This is a genomic window from Desulfatibacillum aliphaticivorans DSM 15576, from assembly GCF_000429905.1.
Classification (GTDB): Bacteria; Desulfobacterota; Desulfobacteria; order Desulfobacterales; family Desulfatibacillaceae; genus Desulfatibacillum; species Desulfatibacillum aliphaticivorans.
The window spans coordinates 1-26,860 of the sequence record NZ_AUCT01000002.1 but is presented as its reverse complement, the minus strand read 5'-3'; the positions used below and the strand labels follow the sequence as shown (position 1 = coordinate 26,860).

General features: G+C 55.3%; 16 protein-coding genes. 11 read left to right on the top strand and 5 right to left on the bottom strand.

What is annotated here, in order from left to right; genetic code table 11:
- Positions 1 to 69 precede the first annotated feature (69 nt).
- The 4 genes from G491_RS0102265 (at position 70) to G491_RS0102245 (ending at position 6,871) form a co-directional block, all read left to right on the top strand.
- On the top strand, positions 70 to 2,163 hold the full coding sequence (locus tag G491_RS0102265) for a ribonucleoside triphosphate reductase (protein WP_028313428.1): 2,094 nt from the start codon (positions 70 to 72) through the stop codon (positions 2,161 to 2,163).
- A gap of 547 nt (positions 2,164 to 2,710) precedes the next feature.
- Positions 2,711 to 3,241 (top strand): REP-associated tyrosine transposase, encoded by a 531-nt coding sequence (locus tag G491_RS0102260; protein ID WP_028313427.1) that lies wholly within the window; start codon positions 2,711 to 2,713, stop codon positions 3,239 to 3,241.
- A 352-nt stretch (positions 3,242 to 3,593) separates the two neighbouring features.
- The gene (locus G491_RS0102250; protein ID WP_028313426.1) at positions 3,594 to 4,286 is read left to right on the top strand and encodes an anaerobic ribonucleoside-triphosphate reductase activating protein; all 693 of its coding nucleotides are present in this window, start codon (positions 3,594 to 3,596) and stop codon (positions 4,284 to 4,286) included.
- 152 nt (positions 4,287 to 4,438) lie between these two features.
- Positions 4,439 to 6,871, top strand: a complete 2,433-nt coding sequence (locus G491_RS0102245; RefSeq protein ID WP_028313425.1) for an efflux RND transporter permease subunit — start codon at positions 4,439 to 4,441, stop codon at positions 6,869 to 6,871.
- Between the two features lie 4 nt (positions 6,872 to 6,875).
- Here the strand turns inward: G491_RS0102245 and G491_RS0102240 are convergent, their stop codons facing one another.
- The 3 genes from G491_RS0102240 to G491_RS33250 all read right to left on the bottom strand — a co-directional run bounded on the left by G491_RS0102240 (position 6,876) and on the right by G491_RS33250 (position 8,740).
- A complete protein-coding gene (locus tag G491_RS0102240; RefSeq protein WP_028313424.1) occupies positions 6,876 to 7,391 on the bottom strand; it encodes a cache domain-containing protein in 516 nt (171 codons plus the stop codon).
- 280 nt (positions 7,392 to 7,671) lie between these two features.
- A complete protein-coding gene (locus tag G491_RS0102235; RefSeq protein WP_028313423.1) occupies positions 7,672 to 7,953 on the bottom strand; it encodes a hypothetical protein in 282 nt (93 codons plus the stop codon).
- A 94-nt stretch (positions 7,954 to 8,047) separates the two neighbouring features.
- Entirely contained in the window at positions 8,048 to 8,740 is a 693-nt protein-coding gene (locus G491_RS33250) for an XRE family transcriptional regulator (protein WP_015947072.1), read from the bottom strand.
- Positions 8,741 to 8,884: 144 nt separating this feature from the next.
- Between G491_RS33250 and G491_RS0102225 the strand changes: the two genes are divergently transcribed.
- Positions 8,885 to 9,148 carry a MerR family transcriptional regulator gene (locus G491_RS0102225; RefSeq protein ID WP_015947071.1) on the top strand — a complete coding sequence of 88 codons (264 nt, stop codon included), beginning with the start codon at positions 8,885 to 8,887 and terminating at the stop codon, positions 9,146 to 9,148.
- Positions 9,149 to 9,223: 75 nt separating this feature from the next.
- Here G491_RS0102225 and G491_RS29130 read toward each other — a convergent pair whose 3' ends face one another.
- A complete protein-coding gene (locus tag G491_RS29130; RefSeq protein WP_084511251.1) occupies positions 9,224 to 11,179 on the bottom strand; it encodes a PAS domain-containing hybrid sensor histidine kinase/response regulator in 1,956 nt (651 codons plus the stop codon).
- A 469-nt stretch (positions 11,180 to 11,648) separates the two neighbouring features.
- Here G491_RS29130 and G491_RS29125 point away from each other — a divergent pair, with 469 nt between their 5' ends.
- From G491_RS29125 to G491_RS0102180, 4 genes are all read left to right on the top strand, one after another.
- Positions 11,649 to 18,416, top strand: a complete 6,768-nt coding sequence (locus G491_RS29125; protein ID WP_157467925.1) for a C25 family cysteine peptidase — start codon at positions 11,649 to 11,651, stop codon at positions 18,414 to 18,416.
- A gap of 857 nt (positions 18,417 to 19,273) precedes the next feature.
- The gene (locus G491_RS0102195) at positions 19,274 to 20,308 is read left to right on the top strand and encodes a DUF2333 family protein (protein WP_028313421.1); all 1,035 of its coding nucleotides are present in this window, start codon (positions 19,274 to 19,276) and stop codon (positions 20,306 to 20,308) included.
- 12 nt (positions 20,309 to 20,320) lie between these two features.
- Complete coding sequence (locus G491_RS0102190; protein ID WP_028313420.1) at positions 20,321 to 20,875, top strand: hypothetical protein; 555 nt, start codon at positions 20,321 to 20,323, stop codon at positions 20,873 to 20,875.
- Positions 20,876 to 21,063: 188 nt separating this feature from the next.
- Entirely contained in the window at positions 21,064 to 22,761 is a 1,698-nt protein-coding gene (locus G491_RS0102180) for a DUF6909 family protein (protein ID WP_028313419.1), read from the top strand.
- Here G491_RS0102180 and G491_RS33245 read toward each other — a convergent pair whose 3' ends face one another.
- Positions 22,762 to 25,023 (bottom strand): hybrid sensor histidine kinase/response regulator, encoded by a 2,262-nt coding sequence (locus G491_RS33245; protein WP_051326977.1) that lies wholly within the window; start codon positions 25,021 to 25,023, stop codon positions 22,762 to 22,764.
- Positions 25,024 to 25,464: 441 nt separating this feature from the next.
- Between G491_RS33245 and G491_RS0102165 the strand changes: the two genes are divergently transcribed.
- Together G491_RS0102165 and G491_RS29115 are read left to right on the top strand one after the other, a co-directional pair.
- On the top strand, positions 25,465 to 25,671 hold the full coding sequence (locus G491_RS0102165) for a hypothetical protein (protein ID WP_028313417.1): 207 nt from the start codon (positions 25,465 to 25,467) through the stop codon (positions 25,669 to 25,671).
- A gap of 719 nt (positions 25,672 to 26,390) precedes the next feature.
- On the top strand, positions 26,391 to 26,860 hold a 470-nt coding region (locus tag G491_RS29115), incomplete at its 3' end, for a POTRA domain-containing protein (RefSeq protein WP_035217527.1).

Sequence of the window (26,860 nt, the reverse complement as noted above, 5' to 3'; positions counted from 1 at the left end):
ACCAATGACTTCAAATGGCTTAACTGCTGAGAGAATCCAAAATACTGCCCTGTAGCGAGCGAGGTGCCCATGTTTGAACAGATAAAAAAGCGCGACGGCCGGATTGTTCCGTTTGATGCCGCCAAGATTACCAACGCCATAGCCCAGGCCGGCAAGGCAACCGACGAGTTTACGGAGCGGGAGGCGAGAAAGCTCACCCTGAGGGTGGTGACCCTGGCCCATGACATGCGGCTGGGTTCCATTCCCGAAGTGGAGGAAGTGCAGGACATCGTGGAGCATGTTTTGCTGGATTCTCCCTATTTTATGAGCGCCAAGGCTTACATTCTGTATCGGGAGCAGCACGCCCAGATTCGCCGGATCACCCGGGAGGACCGGATCGATCTGGTGGACCACTATATCAACCGCCTGGACTGGAAGGTGAAGGAAAACAGCAATATGTGCTATTCCCTCCAGGGGTTGAACAATTACATCTCCTCGGACATCACCTCGGAATACTGGCTGGGCAAAATTTATCCGCCTGAAATCCGCCGCGCCCATAAGTCCGGCGATATCCATGTGCACGACCTCAGCCTGTTGTCCGTATACTGCGTGGGATGGGACTTGCAGGACTTGCTCTTGGAGGGATTCAAGGGCGTGGCCGGCAAGGTGGAAAGCGGCCCCCCGCGCCACCTGCGCTCTGCATTGGGCCAGATCGTCAACTTTTTCTACACCCTGCAAGGCGAAGCTGCGGGCGCTCAGGCCCTGTCCAACTTCGACACCTTGCTGGCGCCTTTCGTCCGTTTTGACGATTTGGATCAGAAAGAGGTCAAGCAGGCCCTTCAGGAATTTGTGTTCAACATCAACATCCCCACCCGCGTTGGATTCCAGACGCCTTTCACCAATATTACTATGGATCTCCAGCCCGCCGCCACCCTGAAGAACGACCGGGTGATCGTTGGCGGTGAATACCTGGACGAAACCTACGGCGAGTTCCAGCATGAAATGGACATGATCAACAAGGCCTTCGCCGAGGTCATGATGGAAGGCGACGCCAAGGGCCGGGTTTTTACGTTCCCCATCCCCACATACAACATTACGCCGGATTTCGACTGGGACAACCCCAACCTGGAGCCTGTCTGGAAGATGACCGGAAAATACGGCATTCCTTATTTTTCCAACTTCGTGAACTCCGATATGTCGCCCGAAGACGCCCGCTCCATGTGCTGCCGCTTGCGCCTGGACAACCGGGAGCTGCAAAAACGGGGCGGCGGCCTTTTCGGCGCCAATCCGCTCACCGGCTCCATCGGCGTGGTGACCATCAACCTGCCCAGGCTGGGTTTTCTGGCTGCGGACGAAAAGGATTTTATGGAGCTTTTGGACGGCCGCATCGAGCTGGCCCGCCAGAGCCTGGAAATCAAGCGTAAGGTGCTGGAAAAGTTCACGGAAAGGGACTTGTATCCCTACTCCCAGTTCTATTTGCGCAAGGTCAAGGAAGGCACGGAAAAATTCTGGACCAACCATTTTTCCACCGTGGGCATCATCGGCATGAACGAAGCCTGCCTCAACCTCCTGGGCAAAGACATCGGCACGCCCGAAGGCCAGGAATTCTCGGGCAGGGTCATGGACCACATCCGGGACGTCCTTTCCGCCATCCAGGAGGAAACCGGAGAGATGTTCAACCTGGAAGCCACTCCGGGGGAAGGCACCTCCTATCGTCTGGCCATGGCGGACAAGAAAATGTATCCGGAAATCCTTTGCGCCAACGAACCCCAGGTGCAGTCCGGGGCCTCTCCGTTTTATACCAATTCCACCCAACTGCCCGTGGATTACACGGACGACCTGTTCCAGACCCTCAAGCTGCAGGACGACCTCCAGGCCAAGTACACCGGTGGGACCGTGCTGCACATCTTCCTGGGAGAGCAGGTGACCGACTGCGATACGGTCAAGAACCTTCTTCGGAAAATTACGTCGGGCTTTAAACTGCCCTACATGACCCTGACCCCCACCTTCTCCGTCTGCCCCTCCCACGGATACCTGGCCGGCGAGCATCACGAATGCCCCCGGTGCCAGTCGCCCACGGAGGTGTATTCCCGGGTGGTGGGATACCTCCGTCCCGTCCGGCAATGGAACGACGGCAAACAGGCGGAGTTTTCGTTGAGAAAAACCTTTAGCGTTGCTTCCTGATCGGAGCGCCCGGCCCGGCCGGGGGCTTCGATGTTTATAAGAGGGAAGAGAGGAGGACGGCCCGGGGGGAGCCGCGCATGTTGATCTCCTAAGGAATTCGTGCACGACTCCAACAGTTGACAGGCTCTGACGCGGCTTTGCACCCCATCTCCACCTTTGCTCCCCCCGGAGCTTCTTTCCACTCAATCGGTCCGGGCGCTTAGGCGCCCGGATTGATGACCGCCGCCCTATTGCTCAATCAGTTTTATAGGTCTGCATGAAAGACTTCTTTGCTTGAGAATCCAGTATGCATTCCCACGCGAAGCATGGGAACAAGTTGATATGAGACTGAGTGGAAGGGAACTATCAACCATTTTGTTATATTGCATGAACGAAGAGCAAAAACATAACTCAATGCACTCCAACTAATTATTTTAACAAAAAGAATGATGAATTTCAGGACTGGATAGGAATATACGAGTTGGAGGTTTTTGGGGAAGAAATATAGCGGAAGCGATGAAACTTCTCGTTCCCATGCTGTGCGTGGGAATGCATACAGGAGCAACTCGTGGGCAGAAGCCGTTACACGTTCAGGCAGCAGGACGCGCCTTACTTTGTAACCTGCACTGTCCTTAACTGGCTCCCTGTATTCACCCGCCCTGAACCGGTGGGCGTTATTATTGACTCCCTAAACTTTCTCAAAAAGGATGGAATGAAGGTATACGCTTACGTCATCCTGGAAAATCACATGCACTTAATCGCCCAAAGTGGTGACATGGGCAGAGACATAGGGCGCTTTAAGGCCCACACGGCAAAGCAGTTGATCGCCTTGCTAAAGGATTTTAAAGCAAAGACAATATTGGATCAGTTGAGATTTTATAAAGAGGCTCACAAACAGGATCGGACATATCAGTTCTGGCAGGAAGGCGCCCACCCTGAGCTGATCCACACGCTTGATATGATGCGGGAAAAGGTGGAGTACATACACCAGAACCCGGTGAAACGCGGCTATGTAGATAAGCCGGAAGACTGGAGGTATTCCAGTGCACGGGACTACATGGGGCGGCAAGGGATGATTGAAATTTGTAAGCAGTGGTAAGTCCGGTATGCATTCCCACGCAAAGCATGGGAACGAGAAGACGGGGGCGATCCGGTTAGGCTGGAACAACGTCTTCCTGGCTTGATGGGCCGGTATGCATTTCCGCGCAAAGCATGGGAAGGAGAAGGCGGGGGCGATCCGGTTGAGTTGGACAGCGCCTCCATGGCTTGATAGGTAGGCGTGCATTCCCAGGCGTGGCACGGGAACGAGAAGGCGGAGGCGATCCGGTTGAGTTGGACAGCGTCTCCAGGGCTTGATAGGTCGGTATGCATTCCCACGCAAAGCATGGGGGCGAGTTGATGCACTCCCGCGCAAGGCGTGGGAGTAAGTTGATATAGGAAGGTGTTGTAAAATGGTTTTCGGCGGCATTCAAAAAACTTCGCTAATAGACTTTCCGGGCAGGGTGGGGTGCGTCCTTTTTACGGCTGGCTGCAACTTCAAATGCCCTTACTGCCACAACCCGGAATTGCTGTCCTTTTCCACGGCCCAGGTCATCAAAAATAACTGGGTCATGAGTTTTTTGAAGGAGCGCACAGGCTTCCTGGACGGCGTAGTCATAACAGGCGGAGAGCCCACGCTGCATAAGGACCTCATGGATTTCATGGCCGCCATCAAGGACATGGGCTTTGAACTCAAGCTGGACACCAACGGAAGCAGGCCGGGCGTTCTGGGGCAAATCCTGGAGAAAGGCCTGGCTGACTATGTGGCCATGGACCTGAAAACCGATCCCGCCTTGTACGCGGAAATGGTGGCTTCGCCTGTCGAGCCCGAAAAAATCCGAACGAGCATCCAAACCATTCTGGATTCCGGGACGCCCCATGAGTTCCGGACCACCTGCGCCCACCCCATGATTGACGCGGACATACTGGCCGGTCTGGCGGACCAATTGTCCGGCGCAGATCTATGGGTCTTTCAGGAGTGCCAGGGGACCAGAATGCTGGAGCCCGACTTTTTGGAAAAGGCGGAAATAGTTTACACCCGTGAAGACGTGGAAGCCTTCGCCGCCCAGGCCTCTTCCTGCGTTAAAGAGGTCCGGGTGCGATAAACCCCCGCCGCTGTATGTCCCATTTTACCCTTACCCTTTTCCGGAATTCTTGCTTTTTCCCGGCAATCTCTCTATGATTTCCTTCCGAAGCGCCTTGGAACCTCACCCCCTCTTGCTGCATTTCGTCTGAATTAAAATGGAAAGGACTTTGTATGAAAGCCCAGACCCGGAGAAACGGCCTGGTAGACTGGTTGAGCGCCCTGTTTGAGCAAATCGCCGGCTGGTCCTACGACCATAGGCTGATTGTGCTTTTCCTGTGCCTTGCCGTTTTGGGAGGGAGTCTTTTTTTCGCCGCGCAGGTCCGGCAGGACAACAGCTTTGAGGCTTATTTCGACCGGAGCGATCCCGCCTACGGCGCATTTCTCCAGTTCAGGGAGGATTTCGGCTCCGATGAAATATCCTACATTCTATACGAAGCCCCCGGGATTGAGCACGGCGTCTGGAACCTGGAGGTGATGGAAAGAATCCGCGACCTGACCGAGGCTCTGGAAGACCAGGTCCCGTTTGTGGATAAAGTCACGTCCCTGGCCAACGCCGAGTTTATTGAGGGGGACGAGGACGAGCTTTTGGTTTACGACGCGTTGGAGGATTTTCCGGAAACCCAGGAGGATTTGCTCGCCTTCAGCGACCGGGTGATGTCCAAGCCTTTTTTCGTGGACGCCCTGGTCAGCGAGGACAGGAAGTACGCCGCCATCGTCATTGATATGGAGAAATCCAGCGTGGACCCGTTGGACGAGATTGTCCTCGACCCCGGGAAAAGCTCCAGCGACCTGGACAACCTCTATCCCCAGGCTGCAAACAATAAAATTGAGGAGATCCTGGCCCGCCCGGAATACTCCAAAATTAAATTTTACCACACCGGCGACGTGCCCCTTAACGCCTTCTATAACAAGACCACCACCAAAGAGAGCCTAAATTTGGGTTTGTTGGCTTTTGGCATGATAGCCCTGGTTCTGGGCCTGTTTTTCCGAAAATTCATGGGCGTGATCGGCCCGCTGGCGATTGTGGCTTTATCCGTTGTTTTGGTCCAGGGATTCATGGGAGTCATGGGGTGGAGCCAGGACCTCATGTTCATCATGCTGCCTGCTATTCTCACGGCTGTGGGCGTGGCGGACGCCGTCCACGTCTTCGCCGAGTTTCGGACCTTTTTCGCCGAGTACAACGACCGGCGTCAAGCCGTGGTCCGCACCCTGTACCTTGTGGGGGCGCCCTGCCTGTTCACCTCCCTGACCACCGTGGTCGGCTTCGCCTCCATGAGCATATCGCCCATCAAGGCCATCCGGCATTTCGCCTTGTACAGCGCCGTGGGCGTCGCGGGGGCTTTTTTGTTGAGCATCACGCTTTTTGTGGTGTTTTTATCCCTGGGCAAAAGGCGTCCGGCCAAAAAGCCGACCAAAGCCCAAAGGGCTTCGGCCAAAGGGGGCGCGGCCTTCAAGGCGGGATTGGACGCAGTCAGCCGCTTTAACATCCGCCGCAGAAAACTGATTGCTGCGGCTTCCGTACTTATCATCGTGATTTCCTGCCTGGGAGCGGCCCGGCTTACGGTGGACTCCAGCTTTTTGAACGAGTTCAGCAAGAACGTGAAAATCCGGCGGGTGACCGAATTTGCGGATAACGTCATGGGGGGGAGCGCCAGCTTTTCCTACATATTCGAGTCGGAAGACTATAACGGCATCCTGGAGCCGGAAGCCCTGGCGGAAATCGAGGCTTTTCAGAAGGAAGCCGAATCCCATGGCGTGGTCATTAAGAGCAATTCCATTGCGGATATTTTAAAGGATTTGAACCGGGCCTTCCATGAAAACCGGGAGGAGTATTATATTTTACCGGACTCCATGGAACTGGGCTCCCAGTACATGCTCTTGTACGAAAGCTCCGGCGGGGACGAGTCCCACGACTACATCTCCTCGGACTACCAACGCGCCAATGTGGAGCTGCGCTGCAAGATGGTGGAAACCAGCAAGTATCAGGCTTTGGTTGAGGACCTGGAGGAATACTCCCTGGCGCGCACCGGCTCCCCGGTTCCGCCCCCGGTATACACGGGCATGGGCTCTTTGTGGGTCAAGCTCCTGGATTACATCGTCCGGAGCCAGATTCAGGGATTCGCCCTGGCTTTCACCATGATCGCCATTATGATGTGCCTGGTTTTCGGCTCCGTGCGCACGGGGCTTCTTGCCATGATTCCCAACCTGACGCCGGTCCTGGTCACCCTGGGATACATGGGGTGGGCGGGAATCCACCTGGATTACGTCAAGCTGCTTATCGCCTGCGTGGCCATAGGGATCGCCGTGGACGACACCGTGCATCTGATCACCCGGTATCGTCATGAGTTTTTCACCCATGGATGCTACGAAAAAGCCCTGCTCCCCTCCATGCGGGAGGTGGGCAGGGCCTTGTTCATTACCACCGTGGTGCTGGTGTGCGGCTTTATGGTTATGGCTTTTTCCGAAATGGCCAGCCTGGCGGCCTTCGGCATCCTGGTGGCCGCCACTGTGTTAACGGCCCTGCTGGCGGATTTTTTTCTGTTGCCGGCGCTGGTGCTTTTGGTTAAGCCCTTTGGCCCGGAGTTCAATCCGGAAAAGGATTAGCCGCTTATTTGTTGGCCGCGTTCAATTCGTCCAGGGAAATATCTTCGTTCCAGATTCCCGCGCTGACGATCCAGGGGGTTCCGGCGACGGGCAGAGTGAAGGAAACCTTTCTGGCAACTTCCTCCGTGCCGGGCTTGTTCCACCAGTACTCGCCCCAGTAGCCGTTGGTCTGAACGTCGTCTTTTTCCGTTTCCTCACAACTCATTATGAGGATGGGGCGGCCGGTTTTTTTGCACTTGATCACGCTGGGGTCCATCTGGCGCACCTGGGGAACGGGATGCCCCACCACTTTTTTCTGGGCGCAGTCCGTCACAATGACGTAGGTGTCCTTCCAGGCGAATTCCCCATTGGGATCGTTAAAGGCCGCCAGGCCATCTTCTCCCAGTTCTCCCATCAGATAAGCGGCCTTGGCCACCATGTCGTATACTTCCTGGGGCGTGGCCGACTCTTGGGCCCATGCCGAAAAACCCAAAGAAAAAATCATAAGGGATGCCAGCAGGGCAACGGTCAACTTCTTCATCAAAAAAACCTCCATTGTTGATTGAAAACAATTCCGGGGAAGACCCCGGGGCGTGCATCATGTCCGGAGGATGAAGAAGCAAAACTCATACCAAAAGGATGTGCAGGGCGGGGGGGGGCTGATTCCCGGGAGGCGGCGGAGCCGGCCAGGGAGAAAAGCATCAACGAACTAAAACAGTCATAAAAACTTTTTTCTTCTACTTCCTTCACGGTGATTGGCAAATGCGGCTTAGGCCGGGTCATAAAACAAGGCCTTATGCCGGTTGGCCGAAGTCTGTTCATCACGAACTTGCCAGGTCAAGAAAAGTCCTTCTCTTAAAATGCTCCAAAACCTCCCGCCAGTGCCTTTCCAAAAGCTGATCGCGCTCCGCCTGCAGCAGGGTTCTCCAGACGGGCTCCTCCTCATAGCGCATGTCCTGCACCAGGATTTCATGGGCCCTCCACTGCGGCCCTTCATATTCCGGATGGGTGTGGATCAGGCGGGCTTTTCCTTGAGACCATTCCGGGTCAAGGAAGCGGTAGGTGTTTCCGTTTTTCAGGCGGGCGGTGGTTTCTGGAATCATTGAAGGGCTCCGTGTCGCTTTAATTTGCGGGATTACGGAGACCATTGTATAATACTTTGGGTATTATGTCAATGTTTTTTAAGCTGATCACCCTTCAGGATATCTCATGGCCCACCCAGATAACCCTGCCAATAATTCGAAAATAGGCGCTTTGGTCCAGGCAGTAGGGCGGTTCGCCCGACTCCTTGCCTGAGTGGACCCATAACTCGGCGCCCTGCCATTGGAGGTTTTTCACTTTGGTGTGGGCGCCCTCCACCAGGGCGTAGGGCCTGCCGCTGATGACGTCTTCCGGGCCGGAAAGGCTTTGGTCCACCAGGACCACGTCTCCGTGGCAGATGACCGGGTACATGGAGTCGCCCGTCACCTCAAACAAGGCCAGGCTCTCCCCGCCCCCTTTGGAGGCGATCCAATCCGCCCGAAAGGCGAAATTGGCCTCCACTTCATCCGAGGAGCTCAGGCTTCCCGGCCCCCCGGACAGGCGGGCTTTGTATTTGGGAACCAGGGCGAACTCCGGCCTTCCTTCTCCGGAGGGGCCTTCCCATCCTTCGGGCCGGGGTGCGGCCCCTTGAGCCAGCAACTCCTCCACATCCATATCCAGGGCTTTCAGAAAACGGTTCAGGGTCTTTTCGCCCATGCCCTTTTCCCCCTTTTTGATGGCGTTCAGATGCTGGGCGGAAATGCCGGTCCTGCGGGCCAGTTCGGCCATGATCCATCCCCGCTGCCGGGCCTGTTTCCAGACGCTTTTCCATAGGATCAGGGCTACACTTTTGGGGTATTTCTCAACCATGATGACTTTTTGACTGATTTTAATATTGACTCTTAATACTTTTAGTGTTACTATTTCCCCAAAATACTACCGAGGCTGTTAAGAAGCATACCAAAAACCCATTCTCTGTGCAACTAAAAAGGCTATTTGAGAAAGGATATTGTCATGTCCGCCAATACCATTTTGTCAGGCAGAGACCAAATTCAAAAATTTTTGGGACGCTCCTGGAAAACCGTCAGGGCCTGGATCGATATGGGCGCACCCATAGCCAAGCTGGAGGGAAGATGGGAGTCCGACGTGGAACAGTTGCTGGAATGGAGGCGCTCCCAGATCGCCTCGTCCGTGGATAACGCCTGGAAGCCGGATCAGGGAGGAAATCCGCCCTGGCGCTCCCCCGCCGGCAAGGCCGGGAGGCCGCCCTTATGCTGAGGATGGAAGGCGCCGGGGGATGCGCAAGGATCATTCAGATCGTCATTATGTTGACTGTCCCGCCAAAGTTCTGACTCAATTGGCTTGGATTGCGTGGATTTTGCCCGCCAGTTCTTCAATGTCAAAGGGTTTTTGGATAAACCCGTGGCACCCCATCTCCATCAGGCTTCGGGCCTGCCCCTCCACACTGTAGCCGCTGGACAAAAGAATCCGGGCCTCGGGCGAGGATTTTCGGATAATTTTGAGAGCCTCGTCCACGCCGGATCCAGGCATGATCACGTCCAGGATGACCAGTTTGATGTCCCGGGCGTTTTGGCGAAAAAGCCGCACCGCTTCCGATGCGTCCGCAGCGGTAATCACTTCGTATCCCAGTTCATGGAGCATCCGCCCCCCCACGTCTCGGATCATGGCCTCATCGTCCGCCAGCAGGACCAAACCCCGGCCCCGATGCAGGGCCGGCGCCTGATTTTCCGGCGCAGCTTCCCGGATGCAACCTTGGGAGGCGGCCAGAAAAACGGAAAAGGTGGCGCCCCGGCCTTTTTCGCTGTAAACATGGATGAACCCGCCGTGGTTCTTGACGATGCCGTAGGCGGAAGCCATTCCCAGGCCCGTGCCCCGGCCCATCTCCCGGGTGGTGAAAAAGGGCTCGAAAATGCGCTTTCTGGTATCCTCATCCATCCCCACGCCCGTATCCGTAATGGAAATTTTGGCGAATTTTCCGGGTGCGACTTCCATGCCCCGGGCTTGAACCTCGTCCACGGTGCAATTGCAGGAGCGTATGAACAGATCGCCCCCCGGGTCCATGGCGTGCCACGCATTGACGTATATATTCAGCAAAACCTGCTCGATCTGGGCGCGGTCCACCTCAGAGGCCCAAAGCTCCGGGGACAGGTCCAGATGAATGCGGATTTCCTTTCTGGCCCTGCCGAACATGGCCGCCGTATTTTCAATGATCGTATTGAGATTGTGGGGCCTGACCTGGTACTTGCCGCCTTTGGCGTAGCCCAGCAGCTGGCTGGTCAATTCCGCCCCGCTGCGCACGCACTGCTCGATGCAGCGAAGGCTTTTCGCTTTTTTCCGGTCCAGGTCCGAGGATAGCAGCATGAGCGAGGCGTGGCCCTGCACGGCCATCAGCAGGTTGTTGAAATCGTGGGCGATCCCGCCCGCCAGGGCGCCCAAAGCCTCCATGCGCCGGGCCTGCTGGATTTGCTCCTCCCTCTTCCGGGATTCCGTGACGTCCCGCACCAGGACCAACAGGGCGGGCCTTCCCTCCCATTCGATCACGGCGGCGGTCAGCTGGGCGTTGATGCGCTTTCCCGACTTGGCGATGGCGTCGAAGTTATAGGGATTGGGAACCTTTTCCCCCTTCAAACGTTTTAAATGCGCATTGACGACGCGCTCCCGAAAATCAGGGTGCACCAAGTCCAGCAAATCAATTTCCAACACTTCTTGGGGCGTGTATCCCAGCATGTCCGCGGCGGCCTTGTTGAAAAAACAAAGCTCCCGGTCCTGAATAATGCATATGGCGTCCGAAGCGTTTTCCACCAGATACCGGTATTGGGCCTCTGATGCGCGAATTTGCGCCTCCGCCTGGAGCCTGCGCGTAACGTCCGTGAAAAAGTGCAGGACCGCCGCCTTCCCTTCATAGGGGATGGCTGCGCCTCTGGACTCCAGGTATCGTAATCCCCCGCTCTTATCCATAAGCCGCACCACCCAGAGCTTTTCCTCCGGCTCCCGGCCGTCCAATCGCGTCAAGTAGCGCTCCATGGCCAATTGCCGGTCTTCCGGGTGGAGGAATTCCAAAAAGGGCTTGGAACTCAGCTCCTCCAGGGTTCTTCCGGAAATTTCCATGGCTTTTTTGTTGGCCGCTTGAATCACGCCGTCCTGGGTGATCAACACCGCTTCATTGGCGTTATTTATGACGGCTGAAAAAATATCTGAAGAATCGCCAAGCCGACTCAGGTCTCGGGCGCAGTGCGGGCGTTCTCTCCCCTTTGCGCAAGGCAAGGGGCTTTTAGGCTGTGTTGACATGGATATGAAAGACTCCCCCCCGTTAAAAACCAAAGCCGCAATAAAAATCGTAGGGCGACCCAGGTCTTTTATTCTCGCATTTATTATAACCCAATAATTTTAAAAAGCAATGGTTTTTGCTAAAAATACAGGATATTATCAATGCTGATGCAAAGGCTCCATATAAATTTTCAAGACGCCTTCATAAACGCGGCGCCGCACTATGTTGCAGCATCCAAACCAAAAATGGTCAGGTGAATGAGACATAATACCCCTTGTTTATCGGCAGATACGGAATATTTGTTGTGCTCCGCGTAAAAACATGCAAAATTTTCAGCACCCTTGGCTCCAGAAAGGTCCGGCGCTACTACGCATGATAGCGGCCTAAGAACGGTACGTATGTTGCTTGCACATCTTGCTTGGGCTTCGCCCACTCAACAAATGCTAAGAAAAATATCCAAGAATAACCAACTGCCAAAGGAGCAATCCCTTGAAATCAAGATCCGCATTTACAATCTCCGGTTGGATAGTTTTATTAATCGCGTTGTTTGCCACTGGATTTGTCAGCCCGGCCCTGGCGGTCGATTCCCAGTCTTTTCAGGCGGATGATTCCCTGGCGGAAATCCGGGAAAAAATCGAACTGAACGGATACAGCTTCACGGTTTCCGATAACGCCGTATTCTCCCTGCCCCAGGCTGAAAAGGACAGGCTCCTCTCCCGGCGCCAAACCACGCCGGGCATGGAACGGAAAGCCCTGCCCGACCCGGGCCCCCTGGCCGAACATCTTGACCTGCCCCTGCCTCCCTCCTTTGACTGGCGGGATGTGGGCGGCAAAGCCTACATCGGCCCTGTCAGGAACCAGGCGGGTTGCGGCTCCTGCTACGCATTCGGGGCGATAGCGGCGGCGGAAGGAACCTACAACCGGGCCACCAACAGTTACGGCGCCAATGCCGCGGATTTTTCCGAAGCCTTTTTGGCCTTCTGTCAGGGCAATGACTATTACGAGCATTTTTACGGTTGCGAGGGCGCCGATTACGAATACATGGAGCTCCAGGCCATTGTGGACCAGGGCGTCATTACAGAAACCCTGTATCCATACTCGGATGACGATTCTCAGGACTGCCCCTTTGAAACCTATCCCCCAACGATCGGCTTCCAGTCCTGGCATCGCATCGGCTGCCAGGATATCGACTCGATCAAGGCCGCCATCATGACTTACGGGGTGGTGGACGCGGCCGTTTACGTCACCAGCGCTTTTGAGGCCTACGACAGCGGCGTGTACGAGGATGACAACAACGGCTGCGACGCCTGGGGCTATCCCTGCTACTATGCAACCACCAACCACGCCATCGCCCTGGTCGGCTGGGACGACAACCCGCCGGAAGGCGGAGGAGGATGCTGGATTCTCCGCAACTCCTGGGGCGACGCCTGGGGCGAAGACGGATACATGCGCATCCGGTACGACTCCGCCGCCGTGTCCTGCGCGGCCTGCTACCTGGTGTACCAGCCCATGGGCCCCACAGTGGAGACCGGTTCGGCCACGGGCGTCAATGCGACTACCGCTCAACTTAACGGCAGCGTCAATCCCAACGGGCTGGAGGCTGAATTCTATTTTGAGTACGGAGATACAACGGATTTTGGCCAGTCTACGCCTAAGGAGCTCGTCGCCACAGGAACCGCCAACGTGGCTGTCTCCCAAGCTCTGGCGGGCCTGGATCCGGTCACTACATATTATTACAGGATTTGGGCCGGCAATGCGGACGGCGTCAGCATGGGGGCCGCCGAGTATTTTACAACAGCAGGCGACCCCATAACCCCTACTGTGGAAACCCTGGACGCTGAGGTGGAATGGAACTCCGCCTTTTTAACTGCAAATGTCAATGCACACGACGCAGCAACCGAGTATTATTTTGAATACGGACCGGACGCCTCTTACGGCATGGTGAGCGACGAATCAGGCGTTGTTTCAGGAACCCTGAAAACCAAGGTCGGCATCGAGATTGACGGCCTGGACTGGGACGCGGTGTATCATTATAGGGTGGTTGCATCCAATGAGGCTGGAACCGCTTCCGGCGCGGACCGGACTTTCGTCACGCCTTCGGCGCCGAATCCCCCGCTTGCCCAAACAAACGCCGCCGGACCTGTAGGCGCTCAAATGGCCGTCCTCAACGGAACCATGGATCCCAATAACGCCGAAGACTGCGACGCCTATTTTTATTTCGAATTCGGCCTTACGAATGAATACGGCTCAACCTCAGACTATTACGCCGTTGAGGAATACAGCGCTCCTTCGGATGTCCGTGCAGTGTTGTACGACATGGACCCCATGACCACCTACCACTACCGGCTGGTGGCCGGGAACGTCCTCACCGAAACCGTGGGCGAGGACCGGACATTCACCACCGGGCAAACCGTTTATCAGGAAGATTTTGACCATAATGCCTTTGAACCCGACGACTGGACCCAGGAGGTAGTGGACGGAAATGGGGCCTGGGTTTACTCCATGGGGACCGTGGGGAATTACTGGGGGTATTCAGCCCTGCTTTGCGGGATAGAAGACGGGGACAACGTCCGGCTCGTGACTCCGCCCCTGGATCTTTCCGGCGCCGTCTCCCCCACGGTCAGTGTTATTTATGACGGAGATCTTGTTCTCTTATACAAGACCAGCGAGGGGGATGATTGGACGTTTCTCCCGGAGAATCTGGACAGTTCGCCAAATAGCAATTATGCAGTGGTCAACCTCCCCAACCCCTCTTCCACCTATTACCTGGCCTTTGACGGCTTCGCCTACATGGAGGAGTGCATCGGCCTATACGACATTGTCTTCGGCGCTCAATCATGGGGGGCTGACGCGCCCATCGTGACCACGGACGTGGTTACGGACACGACCTCCGTCTCCGCGACCCTGGAGGGGGAAATCCTTTTCGAAGGCGGAAGCAGCCTGACCGCCCAGGGATTTTGCTACAGCACAAGCCCCATGCCCACCCTGGCGGACGGCGTCCTGCAGGTGGAAAACCAGGCGGGCGCTATTTCCGGCCAGTTAACCGGCTTGACGCCCAACACGCGGTATCATGTCCGGGCCTATGCAACTAATGCCTCGGGCACGGCATACGGAAAGAACATCGAGTTCCGAACCGAGGAACTGGACGGCCCGGTCGCCCAGGAAGGAACCGATATCTACGCCAACCAGTTCACCGCAACCTGGGATCCCGTGGACGGGGCGGCCGGCTATTATGTGGACTTGTGGACCTATCCCACGCCTTTAAGCACAAAAGGGACCGAGTCCGTTCGCAAAACCCTGGACGGTAGCCTGACCATGGAAGACGATCAAATCAACGCGCAATTCCTCTTTGACAAAAACGACCTCGGCTTCTCCCGGAAGGACGGATACGTCCACGTTTCCCTCAAGGATGGAGTTCTGCCGGACCAGGAACCGGGAACTCCCAGTATGCCGGCGTTTTATGCAAACATTCTTCTGCCGTCAGGCGCTTCCGCCGAAAACCTGACCGCAACCGCCTCGGAAAACATTGTCCTGGAAGACGCCCTGGCCTATCCGGCCCAGTACGCCTCCTCTCCCAGCCTGCCCGCCCCGGAGTGGACGGATCCCGATACGGCGGTTTACGCATCGGCTTCTCCCTGGCCCCAGGCCTTGGCCTCCATTGAAGGCGTATACTCCATGGGGGGCAATACTTTCGTCTCCCTGCGTCTGAACCCCGTGCGCTATATTCCGGCGAAGGGGGAAATCTCGCTTGCCTCCGCAATCAACGTGGCCATAGATCTGTCCGCGGGCCGCAAGTCAACGGTCGCCGCATCGCCCTTGTTTATGGAAGCCGTGAACACCATGGTGGTCAATCCCCAGGAAGGCGACTCCCGAAAAAACCTGACGACCGGCAGCACGGTTGATTATCTGATTATCACTACGCAAGCCCTGGCCGCCGCGTTTGAAACTCTGGAGGTCCACCGTACAAGCATTAGCGGCATGGCCTGCGCGGTGGAGACCGTGGAGGACATCGAAGTCAATTACCCGGGCCTGGATTCCCAGGAGAAAATCCGCAATTGCATCAGGGATTATGTGGAGAACCAGGGGACGACTTTCGTAGCCCTGGGCGGCGATGACACGGTGGTCCCGGCCCGCATGTGCTACATTGCATACGCTTATTACGAAGAGGAAACCCCGGCCGACCTGTATTACTCCGATCTGGACGGAGACTGGGACGCCAATGGAAACGGCGTTTACGGCGAGGTGGATGACGATCTGGACTTTGCCCCGGACGTCTTTGTAGGCCGCATTCCCGTCCGGAACGCGGATCAGGCATCGGCCTACATCAACAAGCTGATAGCCTATGAAACCAATCCCGAAGCCTGGGGCATGGAAAAAATCCTGCTCATGGGAACGCAATTGCGAACCACCTACTGGAACGACGACCGCCCCTCGGACATCATTGGCGACGGCTATCCCGAATTCCGGAATCCTCACCATCCCAGCGTCAGCGATTCGGAAATGTGGACCCGCAGAATGTATCGGGACTCCATCGCCCCCAACTGGCAGCCTGAAACATTGGGCTTGGCTTTTGACACCCTCACAACCTGGGACGCCGCTGACGGCGGGGATTATGACCTAAGCCCCGGCGCCATGAACGCAGCCATGGATCGGGACTGGACCCATTTGTATTTCAGCGGCCATGGAAACTACACAGTTTGGGCGGCGGAAGACAATGCAGGATATTTTTCCGATGACGCCCTGGCTTTGGACGGCCTTAGCGCCTTTGTGTACACCATAGCCTGCATGAGCAACGGGTTTGACAGCGTTGCAGACCCCTGCCTGAGCGAGGCGTTCATTCGCAACCCCGACGGCGGCGCCCTTGCCTATATGGGATGCAGCCGGTATGGCTGGGGGGTGATGGACAACGCCCCTGCCGAGAATTATTCGCCTCATAACAACTCCGAACTGTTTGCGGAAACCTATTACAAACGCGCCCTGGGGTCCGATTTTATCTCCTCGGGCGAGGCCTTCGCCCTGCACAAGGCCGATCTGGCGCCCATGGCTGTATACACCGGTGTGCACCGGTGGCTGCAGTTGGGCATCAACCTCATGGGCGATCCTGCGATTATGCAGGGCGCTTCCTACGTTCCCGGCTACTACCGTTACTACGTGGGCGACGCAACCAGCTTCACCTTCACCGGACTGGACAGCGGCGCGACCTATTACTACCAGGTGCTGGCCGAAGACGGCGTGAACCCCTTCTCCACTTCCAACGGAGTGGTTGTGACGACAAACGCCATGGACATCTCCCTGGATAACGATTCCGTGGACGAAAACTTGCCGTCAGGATCTGACGTGGGCGAGTTCTCCACAGCGGACCCGGAATCCGCAGGCCACACCTTCACCCTGGTTTCCGGAGAAGGCGATTCCGGCAACAGCCAGTTCACCATGGACGGGACAACCCTCAAAACCGCCGCCATGTTCGACTATGAAACCACGGATGAGTACAGCATCCGGGTTCAGACCAACGACGGCTCCGGCGTTTACGAGGAAGTTTTCACCATATATATAAACAATGTCCCGGAGGCGGACATCGCTTTGGATAAAAACGTGGATGACGCCATGCCGCCCGTGGGCGGCCAGGCGGTGTACACCATCACGGCAGCCAACCTGGGGCCGGACGACGCTTCCGGCGTTGAGATTGTGGATCTTCTCCCGGCCGGCCTGAGCTACGCCGGCAGCGCAGGGGAGGGCGCCTACGACTCCGGTTCCGGCCTGTGGACCCTGCCGTCTTTGGCGGACGGCGCCTATGAGTCCCTGGTGATCACCGCCACGGTGACGGCCTCGGGAATAATCACCAATACCGCGGTCCTGTCCTCCACCATTTCCGTGGAATATAACTCCGCCAACGATCAGGCCTGGGCCGTGATCGACACGGACACGGACCGGGACGGTCTGGGCGACGCCCTGGAAGCCGCCTATTGCACCAGCCCGAACGACAGGGATTCGGACGACGACGGCCTCATGGACGGAGAGGAAGACTTGAACCTCAACGGCTTTGTGGACGCAGGCGAAACCTCCCCCTGCAACCCGGACTCCGATAACGACGGCGTCTGGGACGGCGTGGAGGCGGGCCTGACCGCAGCCGACGTGGACGCGGACACGGACCTTGTCGTGTTCAAGGCGGACGAAGATCCTTCCACCACCACCGACCCGCTCAACCCGGACTCGGACGGCGACGGCTGGATGGACGGCGAGGAGGATGTGAACGGAAACGGTAAGGTGGACGAAGGCGAAGCCGATCCCCTCAATCCGGCCACGCCTGTGGAAACGCCGCCGGTAGTCATCCAGACCATCCCCCAGGATCAGGCCGGCATCGCGGACGACCAGCGCATTGCGACCAATACATGCTTCGCCGTATTCCTGAAAGACGAGGACGGCATTGACCTCACCGATCCCGTGAGCGTTATTTTCACCATAGACGACGGCGTCAACGCGGTTTACGAACGAAACCTGGGAGACGCGGATACGGTGCGGATCGTCAAACTCACCGATGACCCGGATACGGCCGTTACAAGCCTGTGGGCTGTGTACAACCGGGCCTCCGAGCCTGTGCTGGATGCGGTCTATCCCTACGGCGCAACAGTCCAAATCAGCGTGGACGCAAAGGATCGGCGCCTGGATTATATGGATCAGGCGGCCTTCGGGTTTAAAGTGGAATCCCAGCAGCAGCAGGAGGACGCCGCAAACTCCCAGCCGGAATTTCAGCCAGTCGATCCGTCCGACTCTGCATTGGGCGGTGATTACGACACGGGCGTGGAGGCGGCCGAAGCAGGTCTGGCGGGCGCCAAGATCGTATACAACAGCGGCCAAGACCCGGCCCCGTACTTCGGCCCCTCGGATGAAATTCCCGGCCTGAATGTTGACGGGGCGGAGCGCGCCGGCGCAGCCCTCAACCTCCAGCCCCCGGCTGTCTTTGCAACTCCGGTCAAGGTGTTCATCCCCTACACCGGAGACAAGGAGCTCACCGAGGCGCTCATCTATCTTTACGACGGAACCGAGTGGGTGTTGGCTTGCGACGGCGCAGGCAATGTGGCGACGGGAGGAGAAGGCTGGATGGTTCCCGGCTCCCGGGTGAATCATCCTGAAACCACGCCGCCGACCATAGAAATCCAGGTGTACCATTTCACCGGGGTGCAAACGGCGATCAAAGAGGACGCCCAGGTCCCGCCCGACTCCGACTCGGACAACTGCTTTATCCGGGCCTTGAAATAACAGCCAACCATAACGGCCCGGGCTTCTCCGCCCGGGCCGTTTTTATCCCCACCCAAATGTGGTGAATCTGCCGTTAATTCGATTTCCACCTAATCTGCTTAATACATCAACAAAAGCTATTCTTAAGATATTTTCTTGCCTTGTCTCCCCCAAGATAATATATCTCCCTGCTATCAACGAAATCATAATGGTTATTTTCTTGCGACGGAGAATGCGATGCATGCATTGCATGAAAGCGATTTACTATGAATTCAACAAGCAAAGAGCATAAACCGCCTTATGGGAAGAAGCCTCCCCATAGCCTGTATGCCGTCGGATGGGGATGGATCGCGTTAGGGAGCCTTATGTTGGTTTCCGCGGCGGGGTTCGCTGCATTGCTATTCTCAGCCGGAAGCGGCCTGTTGGATGATCCCGGGGCGCTTTCGTTTTTGAGATGCGCCGCTTTGTTTTTGATTGCCCTGGCCCCCATGGGCGTCTCGGGGCTGGCGTCCGCCATTCAATTTCTCAGGCTCAAATCTTGGGCGCGCACTGCGCTTGAGCTGCTAAGTTGGATTTGCGTCCTGTTTTTTCTCGGTTTGGGCCTTTTAGGGATCATCTCCAGGGCCGCGCCATATTTGGCGCCCGGCCCTCTGGAAGGATTGGGGACGACGGAGCTATTCATATTGCTATTTATTATCGCAGTGAATATGGTCCCCTTTGCATTAGCCGTAATAGCCTTGAGGGGCCAGGATGTGAGAAACGCATTCAATGCCTCAACTCAGCCGGAATTGGACCGCCCGCCGCCGGTTCCGTGCGCCGATAAATGATGATAATTTAGCCTACACAAACCAACATTAATATAGGGAGTGGCATGAACGATGGATGTCAATTCGTTTATCAATGAGTTGGGCGCTATCTTAAGTTTGAAGGTTTCAAGGCCGGTGCAGCGGCTTTTGAAAGCCCTTGTCCGTTCGCCTTTGTATCTAAGCCCTGAAGCAAGAAAGTTTTATCTCAGTGGGGTCAAGGATATGTCCTCCATTGATTTGTTAATGGAGGCAAAAAAGGAAGACGCCAATTTTTTGATGACAGTCAGACAGGCGTGGCTGGAAAAGGTGGATTTTAACCTGGTAAACGCCCAGTCCCTTTTGGCCGACATGAAATCTTTCTCCATATACAGGTCCTTACTGGAAGACCTGCAGGAGGCGGAGGATGAATCGGACCAGGAGGATATTGAGATTGAACCCCATTGGATGGATTTGGCGGATCAGTTTTATAGAATGAGAAACGAACCCTGGAGGAAGCAGCTCCTTATAAACGCCGTGAAGGATGAGGCCAAAAATCCCGGAAAAATTAACAATAAAACCATCTGGAACATCGCTATGATGGAGGAGGCTGATTTTCACGATTTATTCGACTTTTTAAGAAATGCAGCCTGCTTGTATATTGACGGTGAATTTCAGGGATACATGGTTATCGGGTATTATGCAGAAGTTTTAAAAAGAGCGTATGACAAGTCCCTGGGAGGAAAGGGCCGCTTTGAACATTTGATTAATCGTCTTGAAGGGGAAGGAAACTTGACTCAGGGCAATGGTTCTCTGACAATTAACGAAAATTCCATTATTGAATTGATCTGTAAAACACAGAAAGTGACAATTATCGGGAATGGCTTGACTGATGAGAATCCGGATATCAGCTTTTTAAAGCAGAGAGGTGTGGATGTCGGTGATGAGCAAAAGAAATCCCAACTGTTCGGATTGCCCTTAAATTCCAGAGGACTCCAAATATCCAAATACTGTGATTGGACCATGGATGCTCAAGCAGAAAAGGAATGCATCGCTGCTTTAAATTTGCAAGCGAAAGACAATAATCTTTCGATAAGAGTATTGTCTTTGCCGGCATCCCAGCTGGAATAAGGCGTAAAGGTTATGAAAAAAATGGCTGAACAGAAAAAACGGCCGATGCGTATAACGGCGATTGGATGCATAGAGCTTGTTTTAAGCGGGGGCATGGCCTTGGCGACCGGCGCCGGCTTCCATTATTTTTCCGCAATTGACGAGGCTTGGCGGAGTCAGCCGGAAATCGCCTTTCTGGCCAAGTTTTTCCCCTTTATTTTGGCATGGATGTTTATAATCACGATATTATTATTCATCTCTGCAATATTTTTCCTAAAATTAAAACCCTGGGCGCGCAGGACGCTGGAGGCGGCGCATTGGATCGCCGTTGCAGGCATTACAATATGCACGGTTTATTGGCTAGGCTTTCTGGCGGCAAACGCAACAGTCTACGGAGAATCAACGCGAACTATGATTGCCCTCGCGTTTTCAAACGCAGTGCTTGCTGCGATGATGGCGGCCCCTTTTGGTTTTACGTTGATTCTACTGCGCGCCAGGGATGTCAAACAGGCTTTCTCAGACCTTGCCGAACAACACGATGGACAAGGGCTGACGCCCCCGCCTCTTCCCGGATCTCAATCCAAGTAGCCCGGCGCAGGTAATTATCAATCCATATTATTCCTGTTATTCACACTGGTTTAAAAAGGGATTGCCCGCCGCCTCCGCCGAAAAATTCGGCCTGATGTTTGCAAATTCCTTAAAAGGATATAAAATAAGGCGATTCTTTAAAGGCAGCCTTATTGTTTAGCGGACAATTTTTCCGGAAAGGAATGTTCATGTACGAAGTCTCCGAAGCGCACAAAGCGCGATACGCCATTCATCAGTTCAAGGTGATCACCGACTCCCTGGCGATCCGTGGGTTTTACCGTCCTTCGGGGAAATTCGGCAAGGCTTTGGAAAATTGCCTCCGGAGCCTGAGCCCGGAGATATACGGGTCCCTGAACGACCCCCGGGTGGTGGAGTTGAAGGGGCTGGAGTACGTGATCGACCGCCTGCCCCGCGGCATTGAGGAATGCACCCGGGTGATTCTCACGGAGGAGGACCCCTTCAAGGACTCGCCTTTTGAGCGGATAGAGCCGTTCAAGCGCCGCAGAACCTCCTACCGGATCAGCGACAAGGAAATCTGCTTTGTCATTTCCAGGGGCCTGAGCGAGATTTACGACATCCTGACCCACATGACCTTCCTGAATATGGAGGCGGCCAAGATCCACACCAAAATGCGGGACGACTCCGGAAACATCACCGTGGAGTGGGCCGAGCTGGAAAAGGTCGCCCTGCGCAAGGAGCCTGTGTCACGGGATAAGGTGGATCAGGCCTTGTGGAACCTCAGTATCATCCTGGGCCGATCCTACGGAGAGACCAAAGCCACCTATGAATACCTGGAAAAGACCAAGGTCGAATACAAAGCGAATAACGGCTTGTTTTCCCTGGTGTACCGGCTGGGCAAGCGGATCGATGAGGAGTCTTCCTCCCGCGAGAACATGCTGGTTATTTATCTGACTCCCTCGCTCATGAACATTATCGGCCACCAGAAATACGGCCGCCAATGGGGGGCGGACATCAAGGAAAAGCTGGCGGAGCTGGGGCTTAAGGACCGGCCTCTCCACATTGTCAGCGCCAACCTCCACAGCGTGGTCAACACCTTGTATGGATACGCCGCGATCAAGGAGGTTCATCCCGATATTGCGGCGTTGGGTGACGTCTACGCGTTTTTTGACGCTCTGAAGGCCCACGGGGACGACGTGCTGGCCTTTGCCGAGAAAAACGGCGTGCATCCCATGCCGGATCAATCCGGTTCCCATATCGATTGCCAGATTATAGATACCGCCCCCCTGAAGTGCGTGGAGGTGCACCCGGGCCTGGATATTGAAACGTGCACCCAGGACGCCAACCCTCCCGTCATTCTGGTCATGGACTATGCTTTCGGCGCCCAGGCCTTTGAGCTGATGGAAAACCTGCTTAAACCCCTTAAGAAGGATAATGGCGAGATTCGCTTTGATATCCGTTCCGTCTCCGTCATGGGCAAGGCGGGAATTCTGACCGGCAAGCAGGGAGACATCATGCTGGCCACGGCCCATGTGTTTGAAGGAACCTCGGACAATTACAACTTCCGGAACGACATGGTCCCCGAAGATTTCAATGCGGAACAGCACAGCGTTTTCGTCGGCCCTATGGTCACGGTCCTGGGAACCTCCCTCCAAAACCGGGACGTGCTCCTAAAACTTAAGGATGACTGGAAAACCATCGGCCTGGAGATGGAGGGCGGACATTACCAGCGGGCCATAAGCGCGGCGATCATCAAGGGCAATATACCGCCGGGAACCAGGGTCCGGTACGCCTACTACGCTTCGGACAATCCTTTGCAGTCCGGCCAGACCCTGGCCGCCGGGGCCATGGGCAAGGAAGGGGTGCGTCCGACGTATATGATCACCAAAGTGATCCTGGAAAAAATTTTCGACAAGTCCGCCGAGTGATCATCTGGCGTCCAGGACGCTCCTGACCACCAGGGCCACGTCCTTTTTGCGCATGGGCTTTTTTATGACGCCGTCCACTCCCATATCTTGCGCTTCCTGCAGGGTGAGCGCTTCGGCGAATCCGGTGCACAGGACCACAGGCAGGTCCGGCTGCATGGCTTTGGCGTCCCTCGCCAATTGAGCGCCCGTCATGATGGGCATGTGCAGCTCGGTGATAATAAGGTCGAACCTGCCGGGGGAGTTCGCCAGGGCGTCCAAAGCCTCCTTGCCGTTGGCCTCCGCGTGGACTGAATACCCCAGACGAGTCAGCACCTGAGTGTTCATCTTGCGGATTTGCGGATCGCTTTCAGCCAGCAATATGGTTTCGTTGTCCTTGGCCGCAGGCGCGGCGTCCATGGCCTTGGACCGCTTCTGTTCAATGGCCGGCAAATAGATTTCAAAAAGCGACCCTTTCCCCGGCGTGCTTACGGCCCTTACGTCCCCGCCGCAGTTTCTTGCGAATGCGTGAGCCTCCGAAAGCCCCATGCCCGTGCCGTCGCCCACGTCCCGGGTGGTGAAATAGGGCTCGAAAATGCGATCCATGATCATAGGATCGATGCCCGCGCCCGTATCCCTTACGCTAATCTTTGAGTATCTCCCGGGAGGCAGGGCGAAATCAGGGACTTCTTCAGGCCTCAGCAAGGCTTCTTCCAGAGAAACCTCCAACTCCCCGCCCTTGTCGCGCATGGCGTGAAAAGCGTTCGTGCACAGGTTCACCAAGGCTTGGTGCGCCAGGGAGGGGTCGGCCATGACCGCCGGAGCCTCGTTGGAGATGTCCTGCGTGATCTTTATGGTGGCCGGCAAGGTCCCCCGCATAAGCCGCACCACCTCATGCACTATAGGCCCAAGCTCCGTGGCCGCATGCTGTTCCTTGCTTTTATGGGCGAAGGCCAGGATCTGGTGCACCAGGTCCTTGGCCCGGTTGATGGCTATGAGCACTTCCTGAAGATTATGGGCGGCCGCGCTGCCTTTGGGGATGTCATCCACGGCCATTTCCGTGTATCCCATGATGGGATACAAAATGTTGTTGAGGTTATGGGCGATGCCTCCGGCCAGGGTCCCGATGGCCTCCATCTTCCGGGTCTGCCTCAGGTTTTCCTCCAGACGCCGCCGGTCCGTGATGTCCCTGCAAAGACCCAAGGTGGCGGGGCTGCCCTCATGGGGGATCACTTGGCACACTGTTTCGAGCCACATCAGGGTTCCGTCCTTTTTGTAAACCCGAACGATCTGGTGAGGGTCCACCTTTTTTCCGGCGAGGCGGTCCAAAAAGCGCGCGGCGAGTTCCGGATAATCGTTGGGGTGAACCAGTTCAGCCAACTCCTGAATCGAAAGGGCCCGCAGATCCCTGGCCGAGCGCCCCAGCATTTCCTCCAAAGCGGGATTGCAGTAAACCACTTTTACGGGCTCGTTCCGGATTATTCCCACTCCCTGGAGGGATTGCTCCACCAGGGTCCGGTACATGATCTCCCGTTTTTTCAATTCGATTTCTGCATTTTTCCGGGCGGTTATATCATAAATTACCGCCATGATCGCCGTGGCCTCGCCTGACTCGTTCTTGAGCATCCCGCCTGAGTGCCAGGCGGGAAAGGTGGTTCCGTCTTTGCGAACGTGTCCCACCTCTCCTCGAAAGGACCCCGCCTCCAGGGTTTTGTTAATAAAAGGCAAGACGTCCAGCCGCATTTGATCCGGGGTGTGGAATGTACTCAGATTTTTTCCCTGCAGTTCCTCCACTTCATATCCGTGCATACGGGCCCAGGCTGTGTTGGCAAAGGTAAGGACTCCGTCCATGTCGGCCACGGCAATGCCTTCCGTGGATTGCTCCACGGCCGCCTGCAATTCCATGGCCTTGATTTCCGCCTTTTTTCTGTCCGTCACATTGGCGCCGACGAAAACAAGGATATCCTCTCCTTCCAACCCTACAAAAAAAATGTACTGCCCATGAAGCCAAACCCAGTCTTCTCCCTTGCTTCTGGCCCGAATGTCCCCCACTGACGCGGGAGTGTTGGGCGTCTCCATGCATTCGGCGATGACGGCATCCACCAGGCGCCAGTCTTCCCGGTGTATAAAGGGCTGAATTGTATTGCCTATCAGGTCTTCGGGTTCATAGCCGAAGGATCGGACGGTGGGGCTGGCGTAGATGATCTCATGCTCTTTGGTATGGGCGATAATAATGTTGGCGCCGCATTCCGCCACAGCCCGAAAAAACGCCTGGCTCATCTCCATAATCCAACGGGTCCCCTGTGTATGAAAGGCGGGGGGAGCCTTTCACTTTTTTTAAAATTAATATTTTAAGATGAGGTCATTAATATTCGTCTAACGAAAATGGGTCAAGAAAAGAATCGTCCGCAAGCGAACCTTTGCAGCGGGGAGGATGGCCTTTGACGAACCGTTTCCAATAAAATGGTCAAAGCTCTATTTGTTTTGTGTTGTCCAATGCCCCAGTCATGCGATTTTGGAATAAAACTTGCTTAACCCCCTGGCTAAAGAAGTAAAAAACCATAGATACGGCACGGAAAGGGGGGGATACTTTCAGGCCCCGGCTGATCAGGGGCTTTTCAATACTTTTCCAAAGATATCAAAACAGCCTTTTGCGTCAATAACCTGGCTGTCCGGCGGAAAATTGGCGCAATCCGGCCAAAGGCAAGGCAAAGCGAGCGGCGTTTGATGAAAATTATGCCGCTCAGGGCGTATAACGAGCAATTTCCGCTTGCGATGGGCGCCATGGCTTTGAACGACGGTCAAGCCTTTGCAAAGGCGGCCGTGCTGATCCGGGTGCAGGCGTGGGAACGGCAAAAAAGAGAGGTTCGAAAATCTTCGGGGCCTTCCATAAATATGGCGGGCGAGGCGATGATGGACGCACGTACAAAATAGCCTATGCCGACAACCGATTCATTCAACATGTTGTATGAATCGCGCTAAACGCCCGTTTGCTGCAATTGTTGCGCATGTCGGCCGGGCCCGTTTATAGAGAATGCATGCCTTTTTGATGCATCCTTTATAATTTTATTTAAAAATGTGAAATAGATCATAGCCATGACGCAATCTTTTGGCTATGCTGATTGACGATCAGCTTGTCAAATATACTTTTTCGGTCTTGTCGGAAAAAAGCTGGAAGCCATAAGTTTTTTTTAATTGACTCCATGCTGCGGAAGTTGATAAGTATGGTCACGGGATATTGATGGTAAAAAGTGAATCAGTTTTCGAGATTGGAAACAGCCCAAGGCGTTAAGCGTTCCGGCGATCTATGCAAAAGCCCGTTTTGCGGCCGGAGAATTGATGTTCGTCTTGGGTGCTCCTGTTTTTTCCAAAACAGCACTCCTTTACAATCTCACTTCTGCCTTTTTCCTCAATATTCCAAAATATCCCTAAAGTATTTGTTATGTAGGCAAAGTTTTGTTTTTTAGTAATTGCTGAAAAGCAAAGCGGGTTAACAAGTATTACACCATCGATATCCTGAGTCTTACAGTTTTGGGCCGACAGAGTAGGCTTTGTTGGCTGTCGCTCGTGAAGTGCGTAAACCTGTTTGTAGTTATTTTGAAGCTGTGTAGAAACATAAGTGTTTTTATAAACTGGAATAATAGGAGGCTACGGTGAGGAACACGCTAAAGCAGGTGATCATTTTGGGGCAGGTTATATTGTGGCTGGCAATGGCCGCGGTAACCTGGGCTGGACAAGAGCCCGAAGAATCCGTTGTGCCGGATAGCGGCATGCCCGGTGCAGTGGAGAGATCGCTCAAAGAGCGGGAAATCCCCGCTCATTCCCGGCTGCCCGAGATCAGCGTTCAGGACGAACAGAGCGCGGTGTTCAAGGGCGGGGAAGGTGTGACGTTCCGTTTATCCAAGATCTGTTTTGAGGGTCAGCGGGTTTTCGCGGACCAGGATCTCCAGGAGGTGGTGGCGCCGTACGTGGGCCAGACCATGGAGGTGAGCGCCCTCAAGGAAGTGACGGACGAGGTGACCCGGTTCTACAAAGAGAACGGGTACTTCCTGTCCCGGGCCTATGTGCCGCCCCAGTGCATCAAGGAAGGGGAGGTGCTGATCAAGGTTCGCGAGGGCCGCTT

Bases quoted from the DNA above. Each gene is read 5' to 3' on its own strand.
- G491_RS0102180 (WP_028313419.1), top strand. From the start codon at position 21,064: ATGTACGAAGTCTCCGAAGCGCACAAAGCGCGATACGCCATTCATCAG.
- G491_RS0102250 (WP_028313426.1), top strand. From the start codon at position 3,594: ATGGTTTTCGGCGGCATTCAAAAAACTTCGCTAATAGACTTTCCGGGC.
- G491_RS0102240 (WP_028313424.1), bottom strand. From the start codon at position 7,391: ATGAAGAAGTTGACCGTTGCCCTGCTGGCATCCCTTATGATTTTTTCT.
- G491_RS0102265 (WP_028313428.1), top strand. From the start codon at position 70: ATGTTTGAACAGATAAAAAAGCGCGACGGCCGGATTGTTCCGTTTGAT.
- G491_RS29130 (WP_084511251.1), bottom strand. From the start codon at position 11,179: ATGTCAACACAGCCTAAAAGCCCCTTGCCTTGCGCAAAGGGGAGAGAA.
- G491_RS0102225 (WP_015947071.1), top strand. From the start codon at position 8,885: ATGTCCGCCAATACCATTTTGTCAGGCAGAGACCAAATTCAAAAATTT.
- G491_RS0102190 (WP_028313420.1), top strand. From the start codon at position 20,321: ATGAAAAAAATGGCTGAACAGAAAAAACGGCCGATGCGTATAACGGCG.
- G491_RS0102195 (WP_028313421.1), top strand. From the start codon at position 19,274: ATGGATGTCAATTCGTTTATCAATGAGTTGGGCGCTATCTTAAGTTTG.
- G491_RS0102235 (WP_028313423.1), bottom strand. From the start codon at position 7,953: ATGATTCCAGAAACCACCGCCCGCCTGAAAAACGGAAACACCTACCGC.
- G491_RS33250 (WP_015947072.1), bottom strand. From the start codon at position 8,740: ATGGTTGAGAAATACCCCAAAAGTGTAGCCCTGATCCTATGGAAAAGC.
- G491_RS0102165 (WP_028313417.1), top strand. From the start codon at position 25,465: ATGAAAATTATGCCGCTCAGGGCGTATAACGAGCAATTTCCGCTTGCG.
- G491_RS33245 (WP_051326977.1), bottom strand. From the start codon at position 25,023: ATGGAGATGAGCCAGGCGTTTTTTCGGGCTGTGGCGGAATGCGGCGCC.
- G491_RS0102245 (WP_028313425.1), top strand. From the start codon at position 4,439: ATGAAAGCCCAGACCCGGAGAAACGGCCTGGTAGACTGGTTGAGCGCC.